The sequence below is a fragment of the Pseudomonas sp. CDFA 610 genome (genome assembly GCF_021147865.1).
Lineage (GTDB): Bacteria > Pseudomonadota > Gammaproteobacteria > Pseudomonadales > Pseudomonadaceae > Aquipseudomonas > Aquipseudomonas alliivorans.
The window spans coordinates 414,309-436,943 of record NZ_JAGTPM010000002.1; the positions used below are offsets into that span (position 1 = coordinate 414,309).

Genomic DNA, 22,635 nt, shown 5'->3' on the forward strand with positions numbered 1-22,635 from the left:
TGCAGGAATAGACGGAGTGTAATCACAGCCGGAGCAGGAAAACCCCAACATCAGAACGCTGAATACCCGGAGCAAACCTGCATGTTATCCGCGCCTGGGTGATCTATGCCTGAACCTGCGCACGCATCGGGCAAGCAAGATTCCGTAAACCGACGCATTGACCAATAGAACGAGGCCACCCAGCCAGAACTGAATCTGCGGCGTCAGCGCTGCGGGGTAAATCAGCGCAATGAGGTAATGCTCGATGAATCCGCCGTCGTAGCCCTGCTCGCCCGCCCTGCTGCGCAAGGCGTTTTCCAGCGGGGTCAATGGGCAGTACAAATGCAGAAACTCGACTGCCGCCCCCCAGGTCATGGCGGGAAGATGCGCCAGCGCTGCCCAGGGCCAGCGCAGGACCAGCAGGCCTCCCAGCAACACGAATATGATGAACAGCAGATGAAATATGACAACCGCGTCTGCAGCCAGCCGGAAGATCATCAGTACACCCTTGAAGTAGCCCATCCATCTGGCGGAGTTTTAAACCGCCCGTTAGTTCAATCCTTTAGCGCCCTTTATTGATCTATTAACAACGCGAAAAATAATTGACCTTCAACATAAATCATTGATATTAAACACATTTAAAAATTGTAAGATTTTATTCAATCTTCATAGAACCTTTCCTGAACGGCCAGAGTCGGATGATTCAAGCAGGTGAAACTCAAGGCCTTGGTGCCGACAGACTTTAACTGCAGGAACTCTAACCGGAATTACAAGAAGGAACTCTTATCATGGGCATCGGCACTATTCTTATCATCGTTCTGATTCTGCTGCTGATCGGCGGTCTGCCGGTCTTCCCGCACTCGCGCAGCTGGGGCTACGGTCCATCGGGCGTGATCGGTACGATCCTGATCATTCTGCTGATTCTGGTATTGCTTGGCAGAATATAACGTTCCCGCCAAAAGCCCCGCTCTCATCAGCGGGGCTTTTTATTGCGCAAAAAAAAGCAGCCCGAGGGCTGCTTTTCATGAGGCATACCGCTTAGTGTGACACCGCACCGCTGGCGCCCAGGCCAGTCTGCGAACGTACGAACTGCGGGAAGAACAAGGCGCGCTCGCCCTCTGCCGCTTTCGACTTGTCGGTGATGGAGAAGAACCAGATGCCCACGAATGCGATGGCGATGGAGAACAGCGCCGGGTATTCGTAAGGGAAAATGGCTTTCGGGTTGTGCAGGATCTGCACCCAGATGGTAGGACCCAGCACCATCAGCACGACCGCACTGACCAGCCCCATCCAGCCGCCGATCATGGCGCCGCGGGTGGTCAGATTTTTCCAATACATGGAAAGCAGCAGGATCGGGAAGTTGCAGCTCGCCGCTACCGAGAACGCCAGGCCAACCATGAACGCGATGTTCTGGCTTTCGAAGGCGATACCCAACAGGATGGCCACGACCGCCAAAGCGATGGTGGTGATCTTCGAGATGCGAATCTCGTCCTTCTCGTTGGCCTTGCCTGCCTTGATCACGCTGGCATACAAGTCATGAGACACCGCCGAGGCACCGGCAAGGGTCAGACCGGCAACCACTGCCAGAATGGTGGCAAACGCAACCGCCGAGATGAAGCCCAGGAACAGACTGCCGCCCACTGCGTCGGCGAGGTGAACCGCCGCCATGTTATTACCGCCCAACAACGCACCCGCCGCGTCCTTGAACATCGGGTTGGTGCTGACCAGCAGAATCGCGCCGAAACCGATGATGAAGGTCAGGATGTAGAAGTAGCCGATGAAACCGGTCGCGTAGAGCACTGACTTGCGGGCTTCCTTGGCATCGCTCACGGTGAAGAAGCGCATCAGGATGTGAGGCAGACCTGCGGTACCGAACATCAGGGCCAGACCCAGCGAGAACGCAGAGATCGGATCCTTCACCAGACCGCCAGGGCTCATGATTGCTTCACCTTTGGGGTGAACCTTGATGGCCTCGGAGAACAGCACGTTGAAGTCGAAATTGACGTGCTTCATCACCATCAGTGCCATGAACGAGGCACCGGACAGCAGCATCACCGCCTTGATGATCTGTACCCAAGTGGTGGCCAGCATGCCACCAAACAGTACGTAGAGGCACATCAGGATACCGACCAGCACCACGGCCACGGTGTAATCCAGACCGAACAGCAACTGGATCAGCTTGCCGGCACCGACCATCTGGGCAATCAGGTAGAACGCAACCACGACCAGCGAACCGCAGGCCGACAGGGTACGAATCTCTTTCTGCTTGAGGCGGTAGGAAGCAACGTCGGCAAAGGTGTATTTGCCCAGGTTACGCAGGCGCTCGGCGATCAGGAACAGAATGATCGGCCAGCCCACCAGGAACCCGATCGAGTAGATCAGGCCGTCGTAACCGGAGGTGTACACCAGTGCGGAAATACCCAGGAAGGACGCCGCCGACATGTAGTCGCCCGCGATGGCCAGACCGTTCTGAAAACCGGTGATCTTGCCGCCTGCCGAGTAGTAGTCCGACGCTGTCTTGTTTTTCTTCGAGGCCCAGTAGGTGATGTAGAGCGTAAAGCCCACGAACGCCAGAAACATCACGATCGCCGAGACGTTCAGGGGTTGTTTCTGTACCGCGCCGGTGAGGGCATCTGCCGCCATGAGGGCCGGCGCACAGATGGACAGGCCGATGGCCAGGGATAGACGACGAATCATTGCTGAGCCTCCTTGAGAATCGCATTGTTCAGGTCGTCGAACTCACCGTTGGCACGGCGCACGTAGATGGCTGTCAGGACGAATGCCGAGACAATCAGGCCAACCCCGATCGGCATTCCCCAGGTAATAGAAGAGGTCGCGCTCAGTTTGGCACCCAGGATATGTGGCCCGTACGCAATCATCAGGATGAATGCGGCATAGAGCCCAAGCATGATCGCCGAGAGAATCCAGGCGAAACGCTCCCTCTTGGAAACCAGCTCCTTGAATCGCGGGCTGTTTTGAATCGAGAGGTAAATGCTGTCGTTCATTGTTTTTGTCCTCGCAGCACAGATGAGATGTCACGTATTCCACTTTAGTCAGGTCCGGCGCGCACTCCAGACGACCTTAGTATTAGAACGACATTAGTCGTAGATTCGTGACGCTGCACCCAATCTGCAGGCAAACACGCTCAACTCGCTTGAAAACGTTATGGCGGGTAAACAAAAGGCCGTCTGACGAGAACGTCAGACGGCCTTGAAAGCATTGAAACAGAGGCTTTGCGGTTACTTGCCGGTCCAGGCAGCGACACGATCCGGGTGTTTGGCGACCCAATCCTTGGCAGCCGCTTCAGGCTTGGCGCCATCCTGAATGGCCAACATCACTTCGCCAATTTCGTCCTTGGACGCCCACTGGAATTTTTTCAGGAAAGCCACAACGTCCGGCGCTTTTTTCTCAAGGCCCAGGCTCGCCACGTTGTCGACGGTTTCAGCCGCACCGTAAACGCCCTTCGGGTCTTCGAGGAATCGCAGTTTCCACTTGGCGAACATCCAGTGTGGCACCCAGCCGGTCACGGCAATCGACTCCTTGCGCTCTTCGGCCCGAGTCAACGCGGAAATCATGCCCGCGCCGGAACTGGCCTGCAGCTTGTAACCGTCAAGCCCATAGTCCTTGATAGCCTGATCAGTCTTGATCATCACGCCCGAGCCCGCATCAATGCCGGTGATCTTCTTCTTGAAAGACTCATCGGTCTTGAGGTCTTCAATGCTCTTGGCCTTCACGTATTCCGGCACGATCAGACCGATCTTGGCGTCCTTGAAGTTGGGGCCGTAGTTGACGACCTGATCCTTGTACTTGGCGTAATACTCACCATGGGTGCTAGGCAGCCAGGCGGACAGGATCATGTCGAGCTTGTCGGTGGCCACCGCCTGCCACATGATCCCGGCCGCAACAGATTGCAGTTTCACATCATAACCGAGCTTCTGTTTGAGCACTTCGGATGCCACGAAGGTCGTGGCTACGCTATCGGACCAGCCCTCTACATAGCCAATGGTCAGCGTTTTGGTTTCAGCAAGGGCCAGCGTGGAGCTGACAGCAAGTACCAGTGCGGCACCCGCCCCCAGGATTTTTCGCATCTTCATCGTCACTTCCCCGGAAGTCCTGCACCGACGGTTGTCGAGCAGGGTTAACGTTGTTTTTCATGACCGCATGCCCACCCGAATTCGGAGCGAACTGCGACCTGCACGTCTTGACCGCTCCTGCGCGCAACGACACGCACCGTAACGCCCACTGATCATCGGCTTGCATCGCAATCCGGCATGCTCTGCCTGCGACACCGGGACAACGGGAAACGACATCACACAGCCATCAGCGACAACACGTTCCGAAAAACGCCCTGATGGGGCTCGCACCGGGGTAGAAACAAGATGTGTTACCGGAGACTCCTTTCTGGAACCCTTTTCGGGTAACACGGAAACATTACCGCAAAAAGACACTGACTCGATTTGAGGCGATTTTAGGCAAGTCATTGTTTTTAATACACTTTAAAAAGTTGGCACGGCACCTGCTATCTCTCTCGCACAACAAAAACAAAAAATGTGCAGCACACCAATAAAAACAAGACGTAACGGCTCTGACATAACAAGAACAACACGGACAGAGACGCAGCTAACAGATTTTTTTGGAGTGGATCAGCTTTACAGGGACTTCGCCTGGCGAGGCCCCGCAATCGGACAGAGAACAATAAAACTACCCTCAGGTAGCGCCAGAACCGGTTGGACCCCGATGTTGTGCAGACAGAAGGTTAAAGTGAGTCAGCGCTCAAAAAAATACGTTTGCTCTTGACCCCGGATGGGGGTCGCACTGAAACGCGGTAAAGGTCAGGTCACCAAAAACAACAACAGACCGCCTATAACAATAAGAAGAGCACGTGAAACACGTTAGAAGGAGAGCCCCGGCTCTCCTTTGTGCTTTCTGGTAGTCGGGATTTATTTTCCGGGTCGTCGAATCTTTGTCCGCCAAGGCCCTCAAACCCCTTCTGACAGGTCAGTCTGCCTCCTGAAACAGGGCGTCGGCACGCCGGACATGAATCAAATTCGACTTGATCGAAAAAAAAGCACAGATCTGCATTGCAAAATCCACAGACCGTGTATTGTTCCGTCAGGTTTACAAGGTTCGCACCCGCAATGCGGCACTTTGGCATTACGCCAGTTGTCATAGCCTGCGTACCTCATCAGCACTTCTTTCCCAAGGGATTTAGTCATGCTCCGTTTTCTGCGCTTCGCTACCGTTATTGGTGGCCTGTGTTTAAGTGCGTCCGCTCTGGCGACGAATGTCGACCCCGCCACTTATGGCTACCCGCTGACTAATCCGTTCGAAGCGACCATTGCTACAACACCGCCTGACTTGCGTCCCGACCTGCCCGATGACGAAGACATCGATCAGGATGTGTACACGCTCAATCTGCACCCTGAACGCGAGTTCACCCTGCCCGACAACTTCTGGGCCGTCAAAAAGCTTCACTATCGACTGGCCAAACAGGACCACGCTGCACCGCTGATCTTCCTGATCGCCGGCACTGGCGCGCCTTACAACAGTACGATCAATGAATTCCTGAAGAAACTGTATTACGGCGCGGGCTATCACGTCGTTCAGCTGTCGTCGCCCACGAGCTACGACTTCATGAGTTCGGCTTCACGTTTCGCAACGCCTGGTATCTCCAAGGATGACGCCGAGGACCTGTATCGCGTGATGCAGGCCATTCGAGCGCAACAGGCGCAACTTCCAGTGACAGACTATTACCTGACCGGCTACAGCCTCGGGGCGCTGAACGCCGCGTTCGTCAGCCAGCTGGATGAAACCCGTCGCAGCTTCAACTTCAAGAAAGTGCTGCTGCTCAATCCGCCGGTCAACCTGTACACCTCGATCAGCAACCTCGACAAACTGGTACAGACCAACGTCAAGGGCATCAATAACACCACCACGTTCTACGAACTGGTACTGGCCAAGTTGACGCGCTACTTCCGTCAGAAAGGTTACATCGACCTGAACGACGCGCTGCTGTTCGACTTCCAGCAATCCAAACAGCACCTGACCAACGAACAGATGGCAATGCTGATCGGCACCTCGTTCCGCTTCTCGTCGGCCGACATCGCGTTCACATCCGACCTGATCAACCGCCGCGGTCTGATCACGCCACCCAAATTCCCGATCACTGAAGGCACCAGCCTGACGCCGTTTCTCAAGCGCGCCCTGCAGTGCGATTTTGACTGCTACCTGACGGAACAGGTCATCCCGATGTGGCGTGCCCGCACCGATGGCGGCAGCCTGCTGCAACTGGTCGACCAGGTCAGCCTTTATGCGCTGAAGGATTACCTGCACGGCAGCAGCAAGATTTCGGTCATGCACAACGCGGACGACGTGATCCTGGGTTCAGGTGATCTGGGCTTCCTGCGCAAGACTTTTGGCGATCGCCTGACCGTTTATCCGTACGGCGGCCATTGCGGCAACATCAATTACCGCGTCAACAGCGACGCCATGCTGGAGTTCTTCCGTGGCTAAACGTCTTTTACTCCTTGCCGCCCTGCTCTGCGCCGGTACGGTTCAGGCCGCTGACGCGGTCACCAGCAACAAGGCCGAACACCCGGCCACCGTTCTTCGCCAGGTCGATGCGGATGGCTTCACTCAGCCGCTCAAGTCCCTGCAGTTCAACCCGGGCCTTGATCAGCGCGAGTTCGAGCGCGCTTCCATCAACGCACTGGAAGTCTACGACCCGCTGGAGTCCTGGAACCGCCGGGTCTATCACTTCAACTATCGTTTCGACGAGTGGGTGTTTCTGCCGGTCGTGAACGGCTATCGCTATATCACGCCTGGTTTCGTGCGCAGTGGTGTGAGCAACTTCTTCAGCAACCTGGGCGACGTGCCCAACCTGCTGAACAGCCTGTTCCAGTTCAAGGGCCAGCGTTCGCTGGAAACCACCGGACGCCTGCTGCTCAACACCACCATCGGTATCGCCGGCCTGTGGGATCCGGCCACCATGATGGGTCTGCCACGCCAGAGCGAAGACTTCGGTCAGACGCTGGGCTTCTACGGCGTGCCGGCAGGCCCGTACCTGGTGCTTCCACTGTTGGGCCCGTCCAACCTGCGTGACACTGGCGGCCTGGTATTCGACTTTGCCGCCGAGATGCAGATCAACTTCCTCAACGTGGCCGATGTCAGCAGCGACCACCCGGAAATCATGCTGTTGCGGGCCATCGACAGGCGTTATGTGACCAGCTTCCGGTACGGCCAGCTGAACTCGCCGTTCGAGTACGAGAAGGTGCGTTACGTCTACACCGAGTCGCGCAAACTGCAGATCGCCGAATAAGCGAAGCCTGTGGAAAAACGGCCAGTCCGAGTGATCGGGCTGGCCGTTTTTGTTTGAGCGCTCGCCACACGCGGCCGTGCCACCCTTAATCGTTGATGACTCAAACACGTCGTTAACATCGAATAATCCGATCAATCCACCCCATTATTCAAAACCATTTATCGATAGAACAGGCATACCATGGGTTCATTGTTACCTGACAGGAGTGCCTTTTTTCATGACTCAGTTTCGTAAAGTACTGGCGATCCAGGCGGGCCAACCCACGTCGGATGGTGCCGGTGTGCGCCTGACCCGGGTATTTGGTGGCCAGGGTGTGGAGCAGTTCGATCCTTTTCTGATGCTCGACGAGTTTGGTTCGGACAAGCCCGACGATTACATCGCAGGCTTCCCGCCACACCCGCATCGCGGCTTTGAGACCGTGACCTACATGCTCGAAGGACGCATGCGTCACGAAGACCACATGGGTAACGTCGGCCTGTTGCAAGGCGGTGGCGTGCAGTGGATGACCGCTGCGCGCGGGATCATTCACAGTGAGATGCCAGAGCAGGAAGAAGGCGTGATGCGTGGTTTTCAGCTGTGGCTGAACCTGCCCGGCAAGACAAAGCTGGCCGATGCCAGTTATCAGGACATCCAGCCGGAAAACATTCCGCGCCTGACCACGCAGGAAGGCGTCGACGTGGTACTGATCGCCGGTCAGTTCGACGACGGCCGGATTCGACAGGTCGGTGCCGTACAGCGTCCTGATACCGAGCCGTTGTACTTCGATTTCCACATGCCGGCAGACAGCCGTATCAGCCCGCGCATCCCGCAAGGCCATCGTGCGCTGCTGTATGTGTACGAAGGCAGCCTCGAGGTCGAAGGTTGCGCACAGTCCATCAGCGCCAGCCGCATGGTGCGTCTGGGCGATGAAGGTGAGTTGCGGATCAAGAGCGCCAACGGCGCACGGGTCTTGCTGATTGCCGGTAAACCCTTGCGCGAGCCGATCGTGCAATACGGACCGTTCGTGATGAACACTCGTGAGGAAATCGAACAGGCACTGCGCGACTTCCGGGATGACCGTCTGACCGCGTGATGCATGGTGCGTCCTTGTGTACAGCGAAGCGTGGCTGCGCTGTATACGAAAACGGGATAACACCAGAACCGGGTTTTGCCTGTTTCCACGGCAGGCGCCCGACTCGCCATGGAACTCCTCACGGCAATCGCAGAAACCGCTTCAATTCCGCCCCTTGGGCCATCGCATCATGCCGCCCCAGTTCGATCAGTTCGCTGCAATAACCCGATTCGAACAGCAGATAACTCAAGACGCTGGCGCCACTGGTTTTGGTCGCTCCAGGGCCGCGCAGGAAGGTTCTCAAGGCAGGCGGCAGCTCGCGGCGGTGACGGGCGGCGATTTCGTCCAGGGGCTGGCTTGGAGAAATCACCAGCACTTCCACCGGCGCCAGTCCCGGCTGACTCCGGGCCTGTTCGTCGTTTATCAGCGAGCTGGCCATGTTCAACCGCTCAAGCAGTTCGATGTCGCTTTCCAGGTTGTCGATGAAGGTGCTGTTGAGCATGTGGCCGCTGATCTGCGCCATGCTGGGTTGTGCGCCACTGGTGGGGCGCGGAGCCAGCTTTTTGGCATGCAGGCCATGCGGGTTGCCGCTGACACCGACCACCAGTACGCGATTGGCCCCCAGATGAAGCGCCGGACTGATGGGTGCCGACTGACGCACGGCACCATCGCCGAAGTATTCATCTTCCAGCTTGATCGGCGCAAACAGCAGCGGTATGGCCGAGCTGGCAAGCAGGTGCTCGACCGTCAACCGAGTGGGCTTGCCAATCCGACGGTGACGCAGCCAGGGCTCGATAGTGCCACGCCCCTGATAGAACGTGACGGCCTGCCCGGACTCGTAACCAAATGCGGTGACCGCCACCGCACGCAAGTGATGCGCCTCAATGGCAGCGTCGATACCGTCCAGGTCCAGCCGTTCGGTGAGCAGATCACGCAAGGGCGAGCTGTTGAGCAGCGCAACCGGAATATTACGGCCCAGGCCGGTCATGCTGCGCCCGAGGAATCGCGCTGCCTGACGAATCACTCCCGGCCAGTCGCTGCGCAGCACCTGATGGCTGCGAAACGACTGCCAGAACTCGGTCAGTTGATGGATAGCGATGCGAAAGTGCAACGCGCCGCTGGCCAGCTTCACGGCATTGATCGCGCCGGCCGATGTGCCGACGATGACGGGAAAGGGATTGGGTGAACCGGGAGGCAGCAGGTCGGCAATGCCTGCCAGAACGCCGACCTGATAGGCGGCTCGTGCGCCGCCGCCTGAAAGAATGAGCCCGGTGACAGGCTCGACATCGTGTGCAGCAGGTGTGGCTACGGCGGATTCTGGCATCTACAACTGACCTCGGTGATCAACGACGCTTTTTATTTATGCTTCTTGTATAGCTTCGGTTCACCGGCGGGTCGACTTTTGAAACGTCGATGGGCCCAAAGATATTGCGATGGACATTCAGTGATAGCACCTTCTACCCACTGATTGATCCGCAGGCAATCGGCTTCGTCGCTTTCGCCCGGAAAATCCTGCATCGGGGGATGGATCACCAACCGATAGCCGCTGCCGTCCGCCAGACGTTGTTGAGTGAACGGCACGACCCGAGCGCGGCCCAGCCTGGCGAACTTGCTGGTCGCCGTCACAGTCGCGGCCTGGATGCCGAACAGCGGCACGAATACGCTCTGCTTGGCGCCGTAATCCTGATCCGGCGCGTACCAGATCGCCCGGCCCGCGCGCAGCAGTTTGAGCATGCCACGCACGTCTTCACGCTCGACCGCCAGCGAATCCAGATTGTGACGCTCACGCCCGCGACGCTGGACGAAGTCAAACAAGGGGTTGCGGTGTTCGCGGTACATGCCGTCGATGGTGTGCTGCTGACCGAGCAGTGCAGCGCCGATCTCCAGCGTCGTGAAATGCAGGGCCATCAGAATCACGCCCTCACCTTTCTGTTGCGCATTCTGCAGATGCTCCAGCCCTTCGATATGGGCAAGCCTGGCCAGTCTCTGTCTGGACCACCACCAGCTCATGGCCATTTCGAAGAAGGCGATGCCGGTGGAAGCGAAGTTTTCCTTGAGCAATCGCTTGCGTTCGGCGGCGGACAGTTGAGGAAAACAAAGCTCCAGATTACGCGAGGCAATATATTTTCGATCAGTGGCAACCCGGTACATGACCGCGCCCAGCAGCCGGCCGATGACCAGCAGCACACGAAACGGCAGTTGCACGATCAGCCAGAGAAGCCCCAGCCCCAGCCATAGCAGCCAGAAACGAGGGTGAAGGAAACGGGCATTAAAGCGCGGGCGATCCATTTGGGCTTCCGTCAGAACAAAGGCCGCGCATTCTACATCGGTTCGACCGGCTTGCGGCCTGCGGGCGTTCTCGTTATAAGTCTCGGCACTTTTAGCGACAAGCTGTTGTGTAAGCCAACCATGAGCCAGATTGAATCGCAAAACCCGGAACCTGTATTTCAGCTCAAGGGCAGCATGCTTGCCATCACAGTGATGGAGCTGACCCGAACCAATCTTGAAGCACTTGACCGGCAACTGGCGGCCAAGGTCGCGCAGGCACCCAACTTCTTCAGCAACACACCGCTGATCCTGGCTCTGGACAAGCTGGCGCCCAACGAGGGCTCGGTGGACCTGCCAGGCCTGGTGCGCATCTGCCGCCAGCACGGTTTGCGGACCCTGGCGATCCGTGCCAACCGCATCGAAGACATTGCCGCCGCCATCGCGGTCGACCTGCCGGTGCTGCCGCCGTCCGGCGCGCGTGAGCGCGTGCTCGATCCTGTCGAAGTCGAAGCGCCGAAAAAAATTCCGGAAAAACCGCCCGAGCCGACCATCAAGCCAACCCGCATAATCACCGCGCCGGTGCGTGGTGGTCAGCAGATTTATGCCCAGGGTGGCGATCTGGTGGTAGTGGCGCCGGTCAGTCCCGGTGCGGAACTTCTGGCCGATGGAAACATCCATGTGTACGGCCCAATGCGCGGTAGAGCACTGGCGGGTATCAAGGGTGATACCAAGGCCCGGATTTTCTGCCAGCAGTTGAGCGCCGAGCTTATTTCAATCGCCGGGCAGTACAAGGTGTCCGAGGACCTGCGCAGGGACCCGCTTTGGGGCTCGCCGGTCCAGGTCAGCCTGTCTGGTGACGTGTTGAACATCATTCGGCTTTAACGGATACTGCCGCAATTTTCAAAGTGTCCCTGATTCGTCGCGAAAACGTAGTAAAGGTTGTAGGAAATCCTGGAGAGCACCGCTCTTCAGCCGGTAAATGGGTCGAAAGTAGTCGCGTCTAGCTCTCTTTCCAGGACCAGGCCACAAGATTTCCTTGATTCTTCGACTAACGCCGCTTCAAGGGATGCTCTTCAGGGACCTAAAGTCCTTTTCCTCTAGGGGTGATTCACCTTGGCCAAGATTCTCGTTGTTACATCCGGCAAGGGTGGTGTGGGCAAGACCACCACCAGCGCCGCTATCGGTACAGGCCTCGCAATGCGTGGCCACAAGACTGTCATTGTCGACTTCGACGTCGGCCTGCGTAACCTCGACCTGATCATGGGCTGCGAACGTCGCGTCGTTTACGACTTCGTCAACGTGGTCAATGGCGAGGCCAATCTGCAGCAGGCGCTGATCAAGGACAAGAAGATCGAAGGTCTGTTCGTACTTGCAGCCAGCCAGACACGTGACAAGGAAGCATTGACCAAGGAAGGCGTCGAACGAGTCCTGATGGAACTCAAGGAGTCGTTCGAATACATCGTCTGCGATTCGCCTGCCGGTATTGAAACAGGTGCACACCTGGCGATGTACTTCGCCGACGAAGCGATCGTCGTGACCAACCCTGAAGTGTCGTCGGTGCGCGACTCCGATCGCATGCTGGGCCTGCTGGCCAGCAAGTCCCGTCGCGCCGAAAACGGCGAAGACCCGATCAAGGAGCACCTGCTGCTGACGCGCTACAACCCTGAACGTGTCAGCAAGGGCGAGATGCTCGGCGTTGAAGACGTCAAGGAGATCCTCGCGGTTACTCTCTTGGGCGTCATTCCCGAGTCTCAGGCTGTGCTCAAGGCTTCCAACCAGGGCGTACCCGTGATTCTCGACGACCAGAGCGATGCGGGCCAGGCGTACAGCGACGCCGTTGACCGCCTGCTGGGTAAAACGGTGGAACACCGGTTCCTGGATCTGAAGAAGAAAGGATTGTTTGAACGCCTGTTCGGGAGCAATTAATGAACATTTTTGACTTCTTTCGTGACCGCAAAAAAGAAACCACGGCCTCGGTAGCGAAAGAGCGTCTGCAGATCATCGTTGCGCACGAGCGTGGCCAACGCAGTACACCTGACTACCTTCCTGCGCTGCAGAAAGAGCTGGTGGAAGTGATCCGCAAATACGTCAATATCGAGTCCGATCAGGTACAGGTTGCCCTGGAAAACCAGGGCAGTTGTTCGATTCTGGAACTCAATATCACTCTGCCCGATCGCTGATCAGGCAGCCGCTTGCGGCGGTATCGGCGTCCTCATCAAGAGGTAGCGCCTTTACCGCCGTTGGCGTTTCTCGCGTTTCGAGGCCGTTGCATGCCGTTGTCGAACATCCGCATCATTCATCAGGACGCAGCCGTTCTGGTGATCGATAAGCCTACCCTGCTGCTTTCCGTTCCTGGTCGTGCCGACGACAACAAGGATTGCCTGATTACCCGCCTGCAGGAAAACGGCTATCCCGAAGCCCGCATTGTCCATCGACTGGACTGGGAAACCTCGGGAATCATCCTGTTGGCACGCGATGCCGACACCCATCGCGAGCTGTCGCGTCAGTTTCACGATCGCGAAACCGAAAAGGCCTACACCGCACTGTGCTGGGGCCAGCCTGCGCTGGACAGCGGCAGTATCGATCTGCCTTTACGCTACGATCCGCCTACCAAACCGCGTCACGTGGTGGACCACGAGGCGGGCAAGCACGCACTGACGTTCTGGAAGATCATCGAGCGCTACGACACGCACTGCCGTGTCGAGCTGACCCCGATCACCGGTCGCTCGCACCAGTTGCGTGTGCACATGCTGTCCATCGGGCATCCGCTGCTGGGCGACGGCCTGTATGCACATGCCGAGGCCCTGGCGGCCTATCCGCGTCTTTGCCTGCATGCCAGCATGCTGAGTTTCACCCACCCGGCAAGCGGTGAGCGGCTGAAGTTCGAGTGCCCGGCGCCGTTTTGACGAAAGCGACCATAGATACGCGCTTGCCTTTCACTCGGCTTCCCGAATCAATACGGCCTTTACGGGAGGCCTCCCCCCCCCTTCTACGCAGCGCTGTCGCGCAGTAACCACCTGACTGTGGGAGGCGCTTGCCATAATCTCGTGAAGATGCGAGCGATAGCGGCGTTTCCCACGTACAGAGTTCATGACCAATGCGGTAAACTCGCGCCATTGCTGTCTGGAGCTAGTTATGCGCGAAGAGTTGAATAAAAGCCTGATCGATTTCCTCAAGGCCTCTCCTACACCGTTCCATGCCACCGCCACCCTCGTAAAACACCTTGAAGCTGCCGGTTTTCAGCGTCTTGACGAGCGCGATACCTGGTCCATCGAGACCGGCGGGCGTTATTACGTTACGCGCAATGACTCCTCCATCGTCGCCTTTCGCATGGGCCGCCAGTCGCCACTGATCGGCGGTATCCGCATGGTCGGCGCACACACCGACAGCCCGTGCCTGAGGGTCAAGCCGCAGCCCGAACTGCAACGTCAGGGTTTCTGGCAACTGGGTGTCGAGGTCTACGGCGGCGCACTGCTGGCCCCTTGGTTCGACCGCGACCTGTCGCTGGCCGGCCGCGTCACGTTCCGTCGTGACGGCAAGGTCGAAAGCCAACTGATCGACTTCAAGCTGCCGATTGCGATCATTCCTAATCTGGCGATCCACTTGAACCGGACCGCCAACGAAGGCTGGGCAATCAATCCGCAGAACGAGCTGCCACCGATTCTGGCGCAAGTGGCCGGTGACGAACGTGCGGACTTCCGCGCCTTGCTGACCGACCAACTGGCGCGCGAACACGGCCTGAACGCCGACGTCGTGCTGGATTACGAGTTGAGCTTTTACGACACCCAAAGCGCTGCCGTGGTCGGCCTGAACGGCGACTTCCTGGCCGGTGCGCGTCTGGACAACCTGTTGTCCTGTTTCGCCGGGCTGCACGCACTACTCAATAGCGACAGCGACGAAACCGCCCTGCTGGTGTGTACCGACCATGAAGAGGTCGGCTCGTCTTCCGCCTGCGGTGCGGACGGCGCGATGCTGGAACAGATCGTCCAGCGCCTGCTGCCGAGCAGCGAAGACTATGTGCGTACCATCCAGAAATCGCTTCTGATCTCGGCTGACAACGCCCACGGCATCCACCCCAACTATGCCGACAAGCACGACGCCAACCACGGTCCGAAGCTCAACGCCGGCCCAGTGATAAAGGTCAACAGCAACCAGCGTTATGCAACCAACAGCGAAACTGCCGGTTTCTTCCGCCACCTGTGCATGGCCGAAGAAGTGCCGGTGCAGAGCTTCGTGGTTCGTAGCGACATGGCCTGCGGTTCGACCATCGGGCCGATCACCGCCAGCCATCTGGGTATCCGCACCGTCGACATTGGCCTGCCGACGTTCGCCATGCACTCGATTCGGGAGCTGGCGGGCAGCCACGACCTGGCGCATCTGGTCAAGGTACTCACTGCCTTCTACGCCAGCCACGAGCTGCCGTAACACTGCGCCTGACGTTCGCGGGCTTCGGCGGCCCGCGAACGACAGGCTTCACGCCCTCAGATATCCCGCACCATCGCGCTCACGTGAATGGCATCGTGACGCCAGTACTCCAGATCGCAATCGATCAGACGGGCCTGCTGGTCGTAATTGATCCGCGCAATGCGCAAACCCGGACTGCCGACCGACACTTTCAAGGCCGCTGCGGCTTCGACGTGCAACGCGGTAGGCACCATTTCGAAACGCACCTGACCATAACGCAGGTCGTACTGACGGGCGTACAGCTCGGTCAGTGATTGCTCCATGTCGAACTCCAGAATCCCCGGAAAGAACTCCGGCTTGAGGTAATGCTCGACGTAAAGTACCAGCCGCTGATCGATGCGCCTTGCGCGGCAGATCTGAATGACGCTGGACAACGCAGGCAACTCCAGCATGGCGCAGATCATTGCCGAGGCCGGTTGAAGACGTGCTGACAGAACCTGAGTCTGCGCCACTCGCCCCTGCGCCGAGACCATCGCGTGAAAGTGACTGCGACGAATCAGGTCGTAGGCCAGACGCGGTGGCGAGATGAACCAGCCACGACGTTCCTCGCGATACACCAGCCCAAGGGCCTCCAGCTGGACAAGCGCCTCACGCAAGGTAATTCGCGTGGTGTCGAACACTTCACTGAGCTTGCGCTCGGCCGGCAGCTTGCTGCCGGGCGGCAACAGGCCGTGCTCGATCTGCTCCTGCAGGGCATTGCAAATGGTTGTTACCGCTCGTGGCACATCTTCGCGCATTCAACTACCTGTCTGGACTAGACCAGCCCTGTCATGGGGCACGCTTCTACCCCTGCCGTTGTCATCAGCCGTGTTGCAGCAAGCCTAGGCCGGGTCTGTGACCGTCCTGTGACACGCTGCTACAGGATCCATGCCAATCCACGCCCAGACAGCACTCAAGCCCTTGCGCAACAGGCACTTGAGTCTGGTCTACGCTTAGCGCCAGGCACTGCCCGAATGCAGGCGATATGGAATCAACCATGCGGCCCGACACGAAAATGTCATGCAACAGGCCTAACTTGGCTCAGGTATTGCTGATCTAGACCAAACTATCCGCAACGAACACTTCCGGTAAAGAAGTGCACTAGGAGCTTCGAATGAAACATCTTTTGTTGGCATCACTCCTCGGCTCGGCCATCGCCATGAGCGCATCAGTCATGGCTGCGGACACAGACCTCAAGACCCTGGAAGCCGCAGCCAAGGCTGAAGGCGCCATCAACAGCCTCGGCATGCCGGATGACTGGGCGAACTGGGGCGGCATCTGGACCGATCTGGAAGCCAAGTACGGTCTCAAGCACACTGACACCGACATGAGTTCGGCGCAGGAAGTGGCCAAGTTCGATGCGGAAAAAGACAATGCCAGCGGCGATATCGGTGACGTGGGCGCAGCCTTCGGCCCCATCGCGGTTGCCAAGGGCGTCACCCAGCCTTACAAGCCAAGCACCTGGAACCAGATTCCGGACTGGGCCAAGGACAAGGAAGGTCACTGGGCATTGGCCTACACCGGCACCATTGCGTTCATCGTCAACAAGAACCTGCTGCACGGATCCGAAATCCCGAAAACCTGGGCTGACCTGAAAACCGGCAAATACAAGGTGTCCATCGGTGACGTGAGTTCCGCTGCTCAGGCGTCCAACGGCGTACTGGCTGCGGCCTTCGCCATGAAAGGCGACGAGACCAACATCGAACCGGGCCTGCAACTGTTCACCGAGCTGGCAAAACAGAAGCGCCTGTCGCTGGCCAACCCGACCATCCAGACCATCGAAAAGGGTGAAGTCGAAGTGGGCGTCGTCTGGGACTTCAACGGCCTGAACTACCGCGCCAAAATGACCAAACCTGATGATTACGTGGTGTTGATCCCATCGGACGGCTCGGTGATCTCCGGCTACACCACCATCATCAACAAGTACGCCAAACACCCGAACGCCGCCAAACTGGCGCGTGAGTACGTGTTCAGCGACGCGGGCCAGATCCAGCTGGCCAAGGGCAACGCACGCCCGATTCGTGCCGAGCACATCACCCTGCCTGAAGACGTGAAAGCCAAGCTGCTGCCAAACGAGCAGTACAAGAACGTCACGCCGATCAAGAACGCAGAAGCCTGGGAAAACACCTCCAAGTCACTGCCTCAGAAGTGGAACGAGCAAGTCATCATCGAGATGAACTGACGCTCTGCGCGACTCAAGGATGATGTCGTATTTCATGCACGGGCGAGCCCTCCTCGCCCGTGCCGGGTCATGCCATATCCGCACCCAAGCGAGTTGCCCATGAAACACAAGGTCATCCTCATCGTGCTCGACGGCCTCAATTACGAAGTGGCACGGCATGCAATGGGCCATCTTCAGGCCTGGCACGCCGCAGGACGCGCGGCGCTGTACAGGCTGGAATGCGAACTGCCCGCGCTGTCACGTCCACTCTACGAATGCATTCTGACCGGTGTCGTGCCCATCGAAAGCGGCATCGTGCACAACAACGTGTCGCGCCTGTCCCGTGAACGCAGCGTGTTTCACTATGCCTGCGACGCCGGACTGAGCACGGCGGCTGCGGCCTACCACTGGTTCAGCGAACTGTACAACCGCACGCCGTTCGACGCCTCACGCGACCGCCACACCGATACGCCGGAATTGCCGATTCAGCACGGGCTGTTCTACTGGGCCGACCATTATCCGGATTCGCATCTGTTCGCCGATGCCGAAAGCCTGCGCCTGAAACATGAACCGGACTTTCTGTTGATCCATCCGATGAACATTGACGACGCCGGTCACAAGCACGGCCTCGACACCCCGCAGTACCGCAACAGCGCGCGCAGCGCCGACATCATTCTGGCCGACTACCTGCAAGGCTGGCTGGACGCGGGCTATCAGGTACTCATCACCGCTGACCACGGCATGAACAACGACCGCTCGCACAACGGTCTGCTGCCCGAGGAACGCGAAGTGCCTTTGTTTGTGCTGGGCGAGGCATTCAGCCTCGACCCGGACGCCAGGCCGCGCCAGACCGACCTGTGCGGCACGATCTGCGAACTGCTCGGCGTACCCCACGACAAAACCGTGTGCCGGGAGATCCTCAATTGACCACCTTTACCCGAGGCAAATGGCTGGCGCTGTTGTGCCTGGTGCCGTTTGCACTGTTCTTCATTGTGTTCCAGATCGCCCCGCTGTTCTGGGTGGCGATCCACAGTGTGCAGAGCGACAGCGGCTGGGGCCTGGAAAACTTCAGCAAGGCGTTCAATTCGCGCTTCTATCGCCAGGCCATGCAGTTCAGCCTGGAGATCAGTTTCTGGTCGAGCCTGGCCGGCATTCTGATTTCGATTCTCGGTGCCTATTCACTGCGCAAGGTCGACTCGCGACTGCGGGACTTCGTCAATTCGTTCGCCAACATGACCAGCAACTTCGCCGGCGTTCCGCTAGCATTCGCCTTCATCATCCTGCTGGGCTTCAACGGCGCACTGACCCTGATCCTCAAGGACGCCGGGATCATCGATGACTTCAACCTGTACTCCAAGACCGGGTTGATCATTCTCTATACCTACTTCCAGATTCCGCTCGGCGTCCTGCTGCTGTACCCGGCATTCGATGCCGTGCGCGAGGACTGGAACGAGTCCGCCGCCCTGCTGGGCGCCAGCAGCTTCCAGTTCTGGCGCTACATCGGCCTGCCGGTGCTGACACCTGCCCTGCTCGGCACCTTCGTCATCCTGCTGGCCAATGCGCTGGGCGCTTATGCCACGGTCTACGCACTGACCACCGGCAACTTCAACGTATTGCCGATCCGCATCGCCGCCATGGTGGCAGGCGACATCACGCTCGACCCGAACATGGCCAGTGCACTGGCGATGATTCTGGTAGGCCTCATGACCCTGGTGACGGTGATCCATCAGTGGCTGTTGAAAAGGAGCTACCATGTCGCGCGTTGAAAAAGGGCCTGCCGGCGTCTACCACAAAACCGTGGTGTGCCTGCTGTTCCTGACTCTGCTGCTGCCCCTGGCGGGCACCTTTCTGTATTCGATATCGACCAGTTGGTCGGCGACCATTCTGCCCAGCGGACTGACCTTCAAATGGTACCTGGCGCTGTGGAGCGACCCGCGTTTCCTGGCTGCTTTTGGCCAGTCGCTGCTGGTCTGCATCGGTGCGCTGGTTCTGTCGGTGGTGCTGATTCTGCCGCTGCTGTTCGTGGTGCATTACCACTTTCCGCGCCTGGACGGGCTGATGAACATCCTGATCCTGCTGCCCTTCGCGGTGCCGCCCGTGGTGTCGTCGGTAGGCCTGTTGCAGTTGTATGGTTCAGGCCCGATGGCGATGGTCGGTACGCCGTGGATTCTGATCGGCTGCTACTTCACCGTCGCCTTGCCGTTCATGTACCGCGCCATCACCAACAACCTGCAGGCCATCAACCTGACCGATCTGATGGACAGTGCGCAACTGCTGGGCGCCAGCACCTGGCAGGCGGCGTTCATCGTGGTGCTGCCGAACCTGCGCAAGGGCCTGATGATCGCCCTGCTGCTGTCGTTTTCCTTCCTGTTCGGTGAGTTCGTGTTCGCCAACCTGCTGGTTGGCACGCGTTACGAAACCCTGCAGGTCTACCTGAACAACATGCGCAACAGCAGTGGCCACTTCAACAGCGCGCTGGTGATCTCCTACTTCCTCTTCGTGCTGGTGCTGACCTGGGCCGCCAATCGACTGAACAAGGACAAAGACTGAAATGAGTTTTGTCAGCATTGAAAACCTGCAGAAGAGCTACGCCAGCACGGCGGTGTTCAGCGACATCAACTGCGCCATCGAAAAGGGCGAGTTCGTCACCCTGCTCGGCCCTTCCGGCTGTGGCAAGTCCACCTTGCTGCGCTGCATCGCGGGCCTGACATCCGTCAACAGTGGCAGCATCCTGCTCGACGGCCAGGATCTGGTGCCGCTGACCCCGCAGAAGCGCAACATCGGCATGGTGTTTCAGAGCTACGCGCTGTTTCCCAATATGACCGTGGAGCAAAACGTTGCCTTCGGCCTGCGCATGCAAAAGGTCAGCCCCGACGAAAGCCAGAAGCGGGTCGCCGAGATTCTCAAGCTGGTTGAACTGCAGGATTACGCCAAGCGCTATCCGCATCAGATGTCCGGCGGCCAGTGCCAGCGTGTGGCCCTGGCCCGCTCGCTGGTAACGCGCCCGCGCCTGCTGTTGCTGGACGAACCGCTGTCGGCGCTGGATGCGCGAATTCGCAAGCACCTGCGTGAACAGATCCGCGCGATCCAGCGCGAACTCGGCCTGACCACTATTTTCGTGACACACGATCAGGAAGAAGCGCTGACCATGTCGGACCGCATTTTCCTGATGAACCAGGGCCGCATCGTGCAGAGCGGCGATGCTGAAACCCTTTACACCGCGCCGGTCGACGTGTTTGCCGCAGGCTTTATCGGCAACTACAACCTGCTGGAAGCCGACGACGCCAGCCGTCTGATGCAGCGCCCGATCAATAGCCGCATCGCAATTCGCCCTGAATCCATTCAACTGAGCCTCACCGGCGAACTGGAAGGCGAGGTACGCAGTCACAGCCTGCTGGGCAACGTCATTCGCTACCGCGTGCAGGCGCGCGGAGTGGAATTGGTGGTCGACGTACTCAACCGCAGCGCGGATGATCTGCACCCTGACGGCCGTCGAGTGACGTTGAATATCGAGCCTTCGGCGCTGTGCCCGGTGGCTTGACCGACGAATGATTTAAGGATGTACGCAATGGCTTTAGCAATTTTCGACCTGGACGAAACCCTGATCGGCGGCGACTGCGCCACCCTGTGGAGCGAGCAGATGGGCCGCCTCGGCTGGGTCGATCCGGTTTCCTTCATGCAGCGCAACGACGAGCTGATGGCCGCCTACAGCGCCGGGGAGCTGGCGATGGAAGACTACATGGCATTCAGCCTTGAACCGATGGCAGGTCGCACGCCGGAAGAAATCGATCATCTGGTCGGTCCGTGGGTGGAAGACGTGATCGAACCGATCATCTACAGCGACGCCTGCAAGTGCATCGCCCGGCATCGCGCCAGGGGTGACCGGATTCTGGTGATCTCTGCGTCCGGCGTGCATCTGGTCAGGCCGATTGCCGAACGCCTGGGCATCGACGAAGTGCTGAGTATCGACCTGGAGGTGCAACACGGCGTTTACAGCGGTGGCACGGTCGGTGTAATGACCTACCGCGAAGGCAAGATCACCCGCCTGATGGAATGGCTGGATGCCGAAGGGGAAAATCTGGAAGGCGCGAGTTTCTATTCGGATTCGCGCAACGATCTGCCGTTGCTGCTCAAGGTTGACCACCCTAATGTGGTCAATCCTGATCCCGTGCTGCTTGAACATGCGCAGAAGGCTGGGTGGCCCGTGCACAGTTGGACCTGAAGCATTTCAAGCCCGCTGAAAAAGCCCCCCCCCGCGGGGGGGGGCGGCTGGCCGCAAAGCCGCCCCCCGCCGTCAGGTGTTTCCCGACTCGCGTCCCCCAAGGGCCGCGGTCATCACTTCAGACTTTCGTCGATCACCAGCACGATCTTGCCGGACACCTGATTGGTCGCCAACTCTTCGAACGCGGCCTCTGCGTCGTTGATCGCAAAGGTCTTGGCCAGTTGCGGCTTCAGGCGACCTTCCGTGAACAACGGCCAGACGAACTGCCCCAGATCACGCAGCAGATCGGCCTTGAAGGTGTCATCACGGCTGCGCAGGGTCGAACCCATCAAGTGGATACGCTTGCCCAGCACATGCGCCAGATCCACCTGCGCTTCACGCCCGCCCATCGTGCCGATCAGCACCCAGCGGCTGTCCAGCCCGAGCAGCTTGACGTTCAGTTCGGCGTAATTGCCGCCAACCGGATCGAGAATGACATCGAAAGGTGCAAAGTCGCTCAGACCCTCCAGGCTTTCGCTGCGTACCACGCCGCCCTGCGCACCCAGTTCGACGCAATACGCCAACCGCTCGGCCGAGCCGACGCTGACCCAGACCGGGCTGCCGAACGCCTTGCAAAGCTGAATACCGGCTGAACCAACGCCACTTGCGCCCGCGTGCAGCAGCACTTTTTCGCCAGGCTTGAGACCCGCGAGCTGAAACAGGTTCAGCCAGGCTGTGGCGTAAACCTCGGGGATTGCGGCGGCTTCGTGCAGCGACAGACCTTCGGGTACCGGCAGCACATGACGCGCATCGACCACCACTTCCTCGGCCATCGCCCCGCCTGCCAACAGCGCGCAGACGCGGTCTCCCACCAGCCAGGATGTACCCGGACCGACCTCGGCAACGACCCCGGAGCACTCCAGCCCCAGGACCGTGGTGACACCCGGCGGCGGCGGATACTTGCCCGCGCGCTGCAACAGATCGGCCCGATTCAAACCCGCCGCAGCGACTTTGATGCGAACCTGCCCCACATCGAGAGCCGGACTTGGCTCTTCGACCCATTCCACATGTCCTTCCACGCCTTGCAATGCCTTCACAGTGCCTCCATAGTGAGTCCAGACTGAGCCCGTGGCTGTTTGCCCGGGCTTTTGCATTATGCGGCCGGGTTCAAAGGAACCGGCGACCTCAAAGACGGCCTAATATGCGTTATCAAT

The 22,635-nt window shown here is 58.7% G+C and carries 23 protein-coding genes; 15 read left to right on the plus strand and 8 right to left on the minus strand.

The features are described 5' to 3' along the window. Positions 1-84 precede the first annotated feature (84 nt). Complete coding sequence (locus KDX39_RS04840; protein ID WP_231659574.1) at positions 85-477, minus strand: DUF2784 domain-containing protein; 393 nt, start codon at positions 475-477, stop codon at positions 85-87. A 290-nt stretch (positions 478-767) separates the two neighbouring features. Here KDX39_RS04840 and KDX39_RS04845 point away from each other — a divergent pair, with 290 nt between their 5' ends. Beyond that, complete coding sequence (locus KDX39_RS04845) at positions 768-926, plus strand: DUF3309 family protein (RefSeq protein WP_083184513.1); 159 nt, start codon at positions 768-770, stop codon at positions 924-926. A gap of 91 nt (positions 927-1,017) precedes the next feature. Here KDX39_RS04845 and KDX39_RS04850 read toward each other — a convergent pair whose 3' ends face one another. The 3 genes from KDX39_RS04850 to KDX39_RS04860 all read right to left on the minus strand — a co-directional run bounded on the left by KDX39_RS04850 (position 1,018) and on the right by KDX39_RS04860 (position 4,073). Then, positions 1,018-2,676 carry a cation acetate symporter gene (locus KDX39_RS04850; RefSeq protein ID WP_099229941.1) on the minus strand — a complete coding sequence of 553 codons (1,659 nt, stop codon included), beginning with the start codon at positions 2,674-2,676 and terminating at the stop codon, positions 1,018-1,020. Beyond that, on the minus strand, positions 2,673-2,984 hold the full coding sequence (locus KDX39_RS04855; RefSeq protein ID WP_004879410.1) for a DUF485 domain-containing protein: 312 nt from the start codon (positions 2,982-2,984) through the stop codon (positions 2,673-2,675). Before KDX39_RS04855 ends, KDX39_RS04850 begins: the two co-directional genes overlap by 4 nt. Before the next feature lie 234 nt (positions 2,985-3,218). Further along, positions 3,219-4,073, minus strand: coding sequence for a glycine betaine ABC transporter substrate-binding protein (locus tag KDX39_RS04860; protein WP_122585612.1), 855 nt, complete (start codon positions 4,071-4,073; stop codon positions 3,219-3,221). A gap of 1,120 nt (positions 4,074-5,193) precedes the next feature. Here KDX39_RS04860 and KDX39_RS04865 point away from each other — a divergent pair. The 3 genes from KDX39_RS04865 (at position 5,194) to KDX39_RS04875 (ending at position 8,369) form a co-directional block, all read left to right on the plus strand. Then, positions 5,194-6,492 carry a serine/threonine protein kinase gene (locus KDX39_RS04865; protein WP_099229938.1) on the plus strand — a complete coding sequence of 433 codons (1,299 nt, stop codon included), beginning with the start codon at positions 5,194-5,196 and terminating at the stop codon, positions 6,490-6,492. Then, positions 6,485-7,297 carry an MlaA family lipoprotein gene (locus tag KDX39_RS04870; RefSeq protein WP_231659575.1) on the plus strand — a complete coding sequence of 271 codons (813 nt, stop codon included), beginning with the start codon at positions 6,485-6,487 and terminating at the stop codon, positions 7,295-7,297. The genes KDX39_RS04865 and KDX39_RS04870 overlap by 8 nt, the downstream gene beginning before the upstream one ends. A 217-nt stretch (positions 7,298-7,514) precedes the next feature. Then, complete coding sequence (locus KDX39_RS04875; RefSeq protein ID WP_231659576.1) at positions 7,515-8,369, plus strand: pirin family protein; 855 nt, start codon at positions 7,515-7,517, stop codon at positions 8,367-8,369. A 118-nt stretch (positions 8,370-8,487) separates the two neighbouring features. On the opposite strand, the gene KDX39_RS04880 is transcribed toward KDX39_RS04875, so the two are convergent. Next, the gene (locus tag KDX39_RS04880) at positions 8,488-9,672 is read right to left on the minus strand and encodes a patatin-like phospholipase family protein (RefSeq protein WP_231659577.1); all 1,185 of its coding nucleotides are present in this window, start codon (positions 9,670-9,672) and stop codon (positions 8,488-8,490) included. 32 nt (positions 9,673-9,704) lie between these two features. Then, complete coding sequence (locus KDX39_RS04885) at positions 9,705-10,637, minus strand: lipid A biosynthesis lauroyl acyltransferase (protein WP_231659578.1); 933 nt, start codon at positions 10,635-10,637, stop codon at positions 9,705-9,707. A gap of 120 nt (positions 10,638-10,757) precedes the next feature. Here KDX39_RS04885 and minC point away from each other — a divergent pair, with 120 nt between their 5' ends. The 5 genes from minC (at position 10,758) to KDX39_RS04910 (ending at position 15,041) form a co-directional block, all read left to right on the plus strand. Beyond that, positions 10,758-11,498, plus strand: a complete 741-nt coding sequence (minC, locus tag KDX39_RS04890) for a septum site-determining protein MinC (protein ID WP_099230083.1) — start codon at positions 10,758-10,760, stop codon at positions 11,496-11,498. A gap of 231 nt (positions 11,499-11,729) precedes the next feature. Then, the gene (gene minD / locus KDX39_RS04895; RefSeq protein WP_099229929.1) at positions 11,730-12,542 is read left to right on the plus strand and encodes a septum site-determining protein MinD; all 813 of its coding nucleotides are present in this window, start codon (positions 11,730-11,732) and stop codon (positions 12,540-12,542) included. Further along, positions 12,542-12,796, plus strand: coding sequence for a cell division topological specificity factor MinE (gene minE, locus KDX39_RS04900; RefSeq protein ID WP_099229927.1), 255 nt, complete (start codon positions 12,542-12,544; stop codon positions 12,794-12,796). The genes minD and minE overlap by 1 nt, the downstream gene beginning before the upstream one ends. 90 nt (positions 12,797-12,886) lie before the next feature. Next, entirely contained in the window at positions 12,887-13,522 is a 636-nt protein-coding gene (locus tag KDX39_RS04905; RefSeq protein ID WP_231659579.1) for an RluA family pseudouridine synthase, read from the plus strand. A 229-nt stretch (positions 13,523-13,751) separates the two neighbouring features. Further along, positions 13,752-15,041: a M18 family aminopeptidase gene (locus KDX39_RS04910; RefSeq protein WP_231659580.1), complete on the plus strand. Its 1,290-nt coding sequence runs from the start codon at positions 13,752-13,754 to the stop codon at positions 15,039-15,041. Between the two features lie 56 nt (positions 15,042-15,097). On the opposite strand, the gene KDX39_RS04915 is transcribed toward KDX39_RS04910, so the two are convergent. After that, positions 15,098-15,817, minus strand: coding sequence for a UTRA domain-containing protein (locus tag KDX39_RS04915; RefSeq protein WP_099229921.1), 720 nt, complete (start codon positions 15,815-15,817; stop codon positions 15,098-15,100). A gap of 356 nt (positions 15,818-16,173) precedes the next feature. On the opposite strand from KDX39_RS04915, the gene KDX39_RS04920 reads away from it, so the two are divergent. The 6 genes from KDX39_RS04920 to KDX39_RS04945 all read left to right on the plus strand — a co-directional run bounded on the left by KDX39_RS04920 (position 16,174) and on the right by KDX39_RS04945 (position 21,442). Continuing rightward, on the plus strand, positions 16,174-17,241 hold the full coding sequence (locus tag KDX39_RS04920) for an ABC transporter substrate-binding protein (RefSeq protein WP_099229919.1): 1,068 nt from the start codon (positions 16,174-16,176) through the stop codon (positions 17,239-17,241). A gap of 99 nt (positions 17,242-17,340) precedes the next feature. Beyond that, entirely contained in the window at positions 17,341-18,147 is an 807-nt protein-coding gene (locus KDX39_RS04925; RefSeq protein WP_231659581.1) for an alkaline phosphatase family protein, read from the plus strand. Then, a complete protein-coding gene (locus tag KDX39_RS04930; RefSeq protein ID WP_231659582.1) occupies positions 18,144-18,986 on the plus strand; it encodes an ABC transporter permease in 843 nt (280 codons plus the stop codon). The genes KDX39_RS04925 and KDX39_RS04930 overlap by 4 nt, the downstream gene beginning before the upstream one ends. Continuing rightward, positions 18,973-19,770, plus strand: a complete 798-nt coding sequence (locus KDX39_RS04935; RefSeq protein ID WP_231659583.1) for an ABC transporter permease — start codon at positions 18,973-18,975, stop codon at positions 19,768-19,770. Before KDX39_RS04930 ends, KDX39_RS04935 begins: the two co-directional genes overlap by 14 nt. Before the next feature lies 1 nt (position 19,771). Then, the gene (locus tag KDX39_RS04940; RefSeq protein WP_184319135.1) at positions 19,772-20,761 is read left to right on the plus strand and encodes an ABC transporter ATP-binding protein; all 990 of its coding nucleotides are present in this window, start codon (positions 19,772-19,774) and stop codon (positions 20,759-20,761) included. A 27-nt stretch (positions 20,762-20,788) separates the two neighbouring features. Beyond that, positions 20,789-21,442 carry an HAD family hydrolase gene (locus tag KDX39_RS04945; protein WP_231659584.1) on the plus strand — a complete coding sequence of 218 codons (654 nt, stop codon included), beginning with the start codon at positions 20,789-20,791 and terminating at the stop codon, positions 21,440-21,442. Positions 21,443-21,555: 113 nt separating this feature from the next. Here KDX39_RS04945 and KDX39_RS04950 read toward each other — a convergent pair whose 3' ends face one another. Next, positions 21,556-22,518: an NAD(P)H-quinone oxidoreductase gene (locus KDX39_RS04950; protein WP_231659585.1), complete on the minus strand. Its 963-nt coding sequence runs from the start codon at positions 22,516-22,518 to the stop codon at positions 21,556-21,558. Positions 22,519-22,635: the final 117 nt, after the last annotated feature.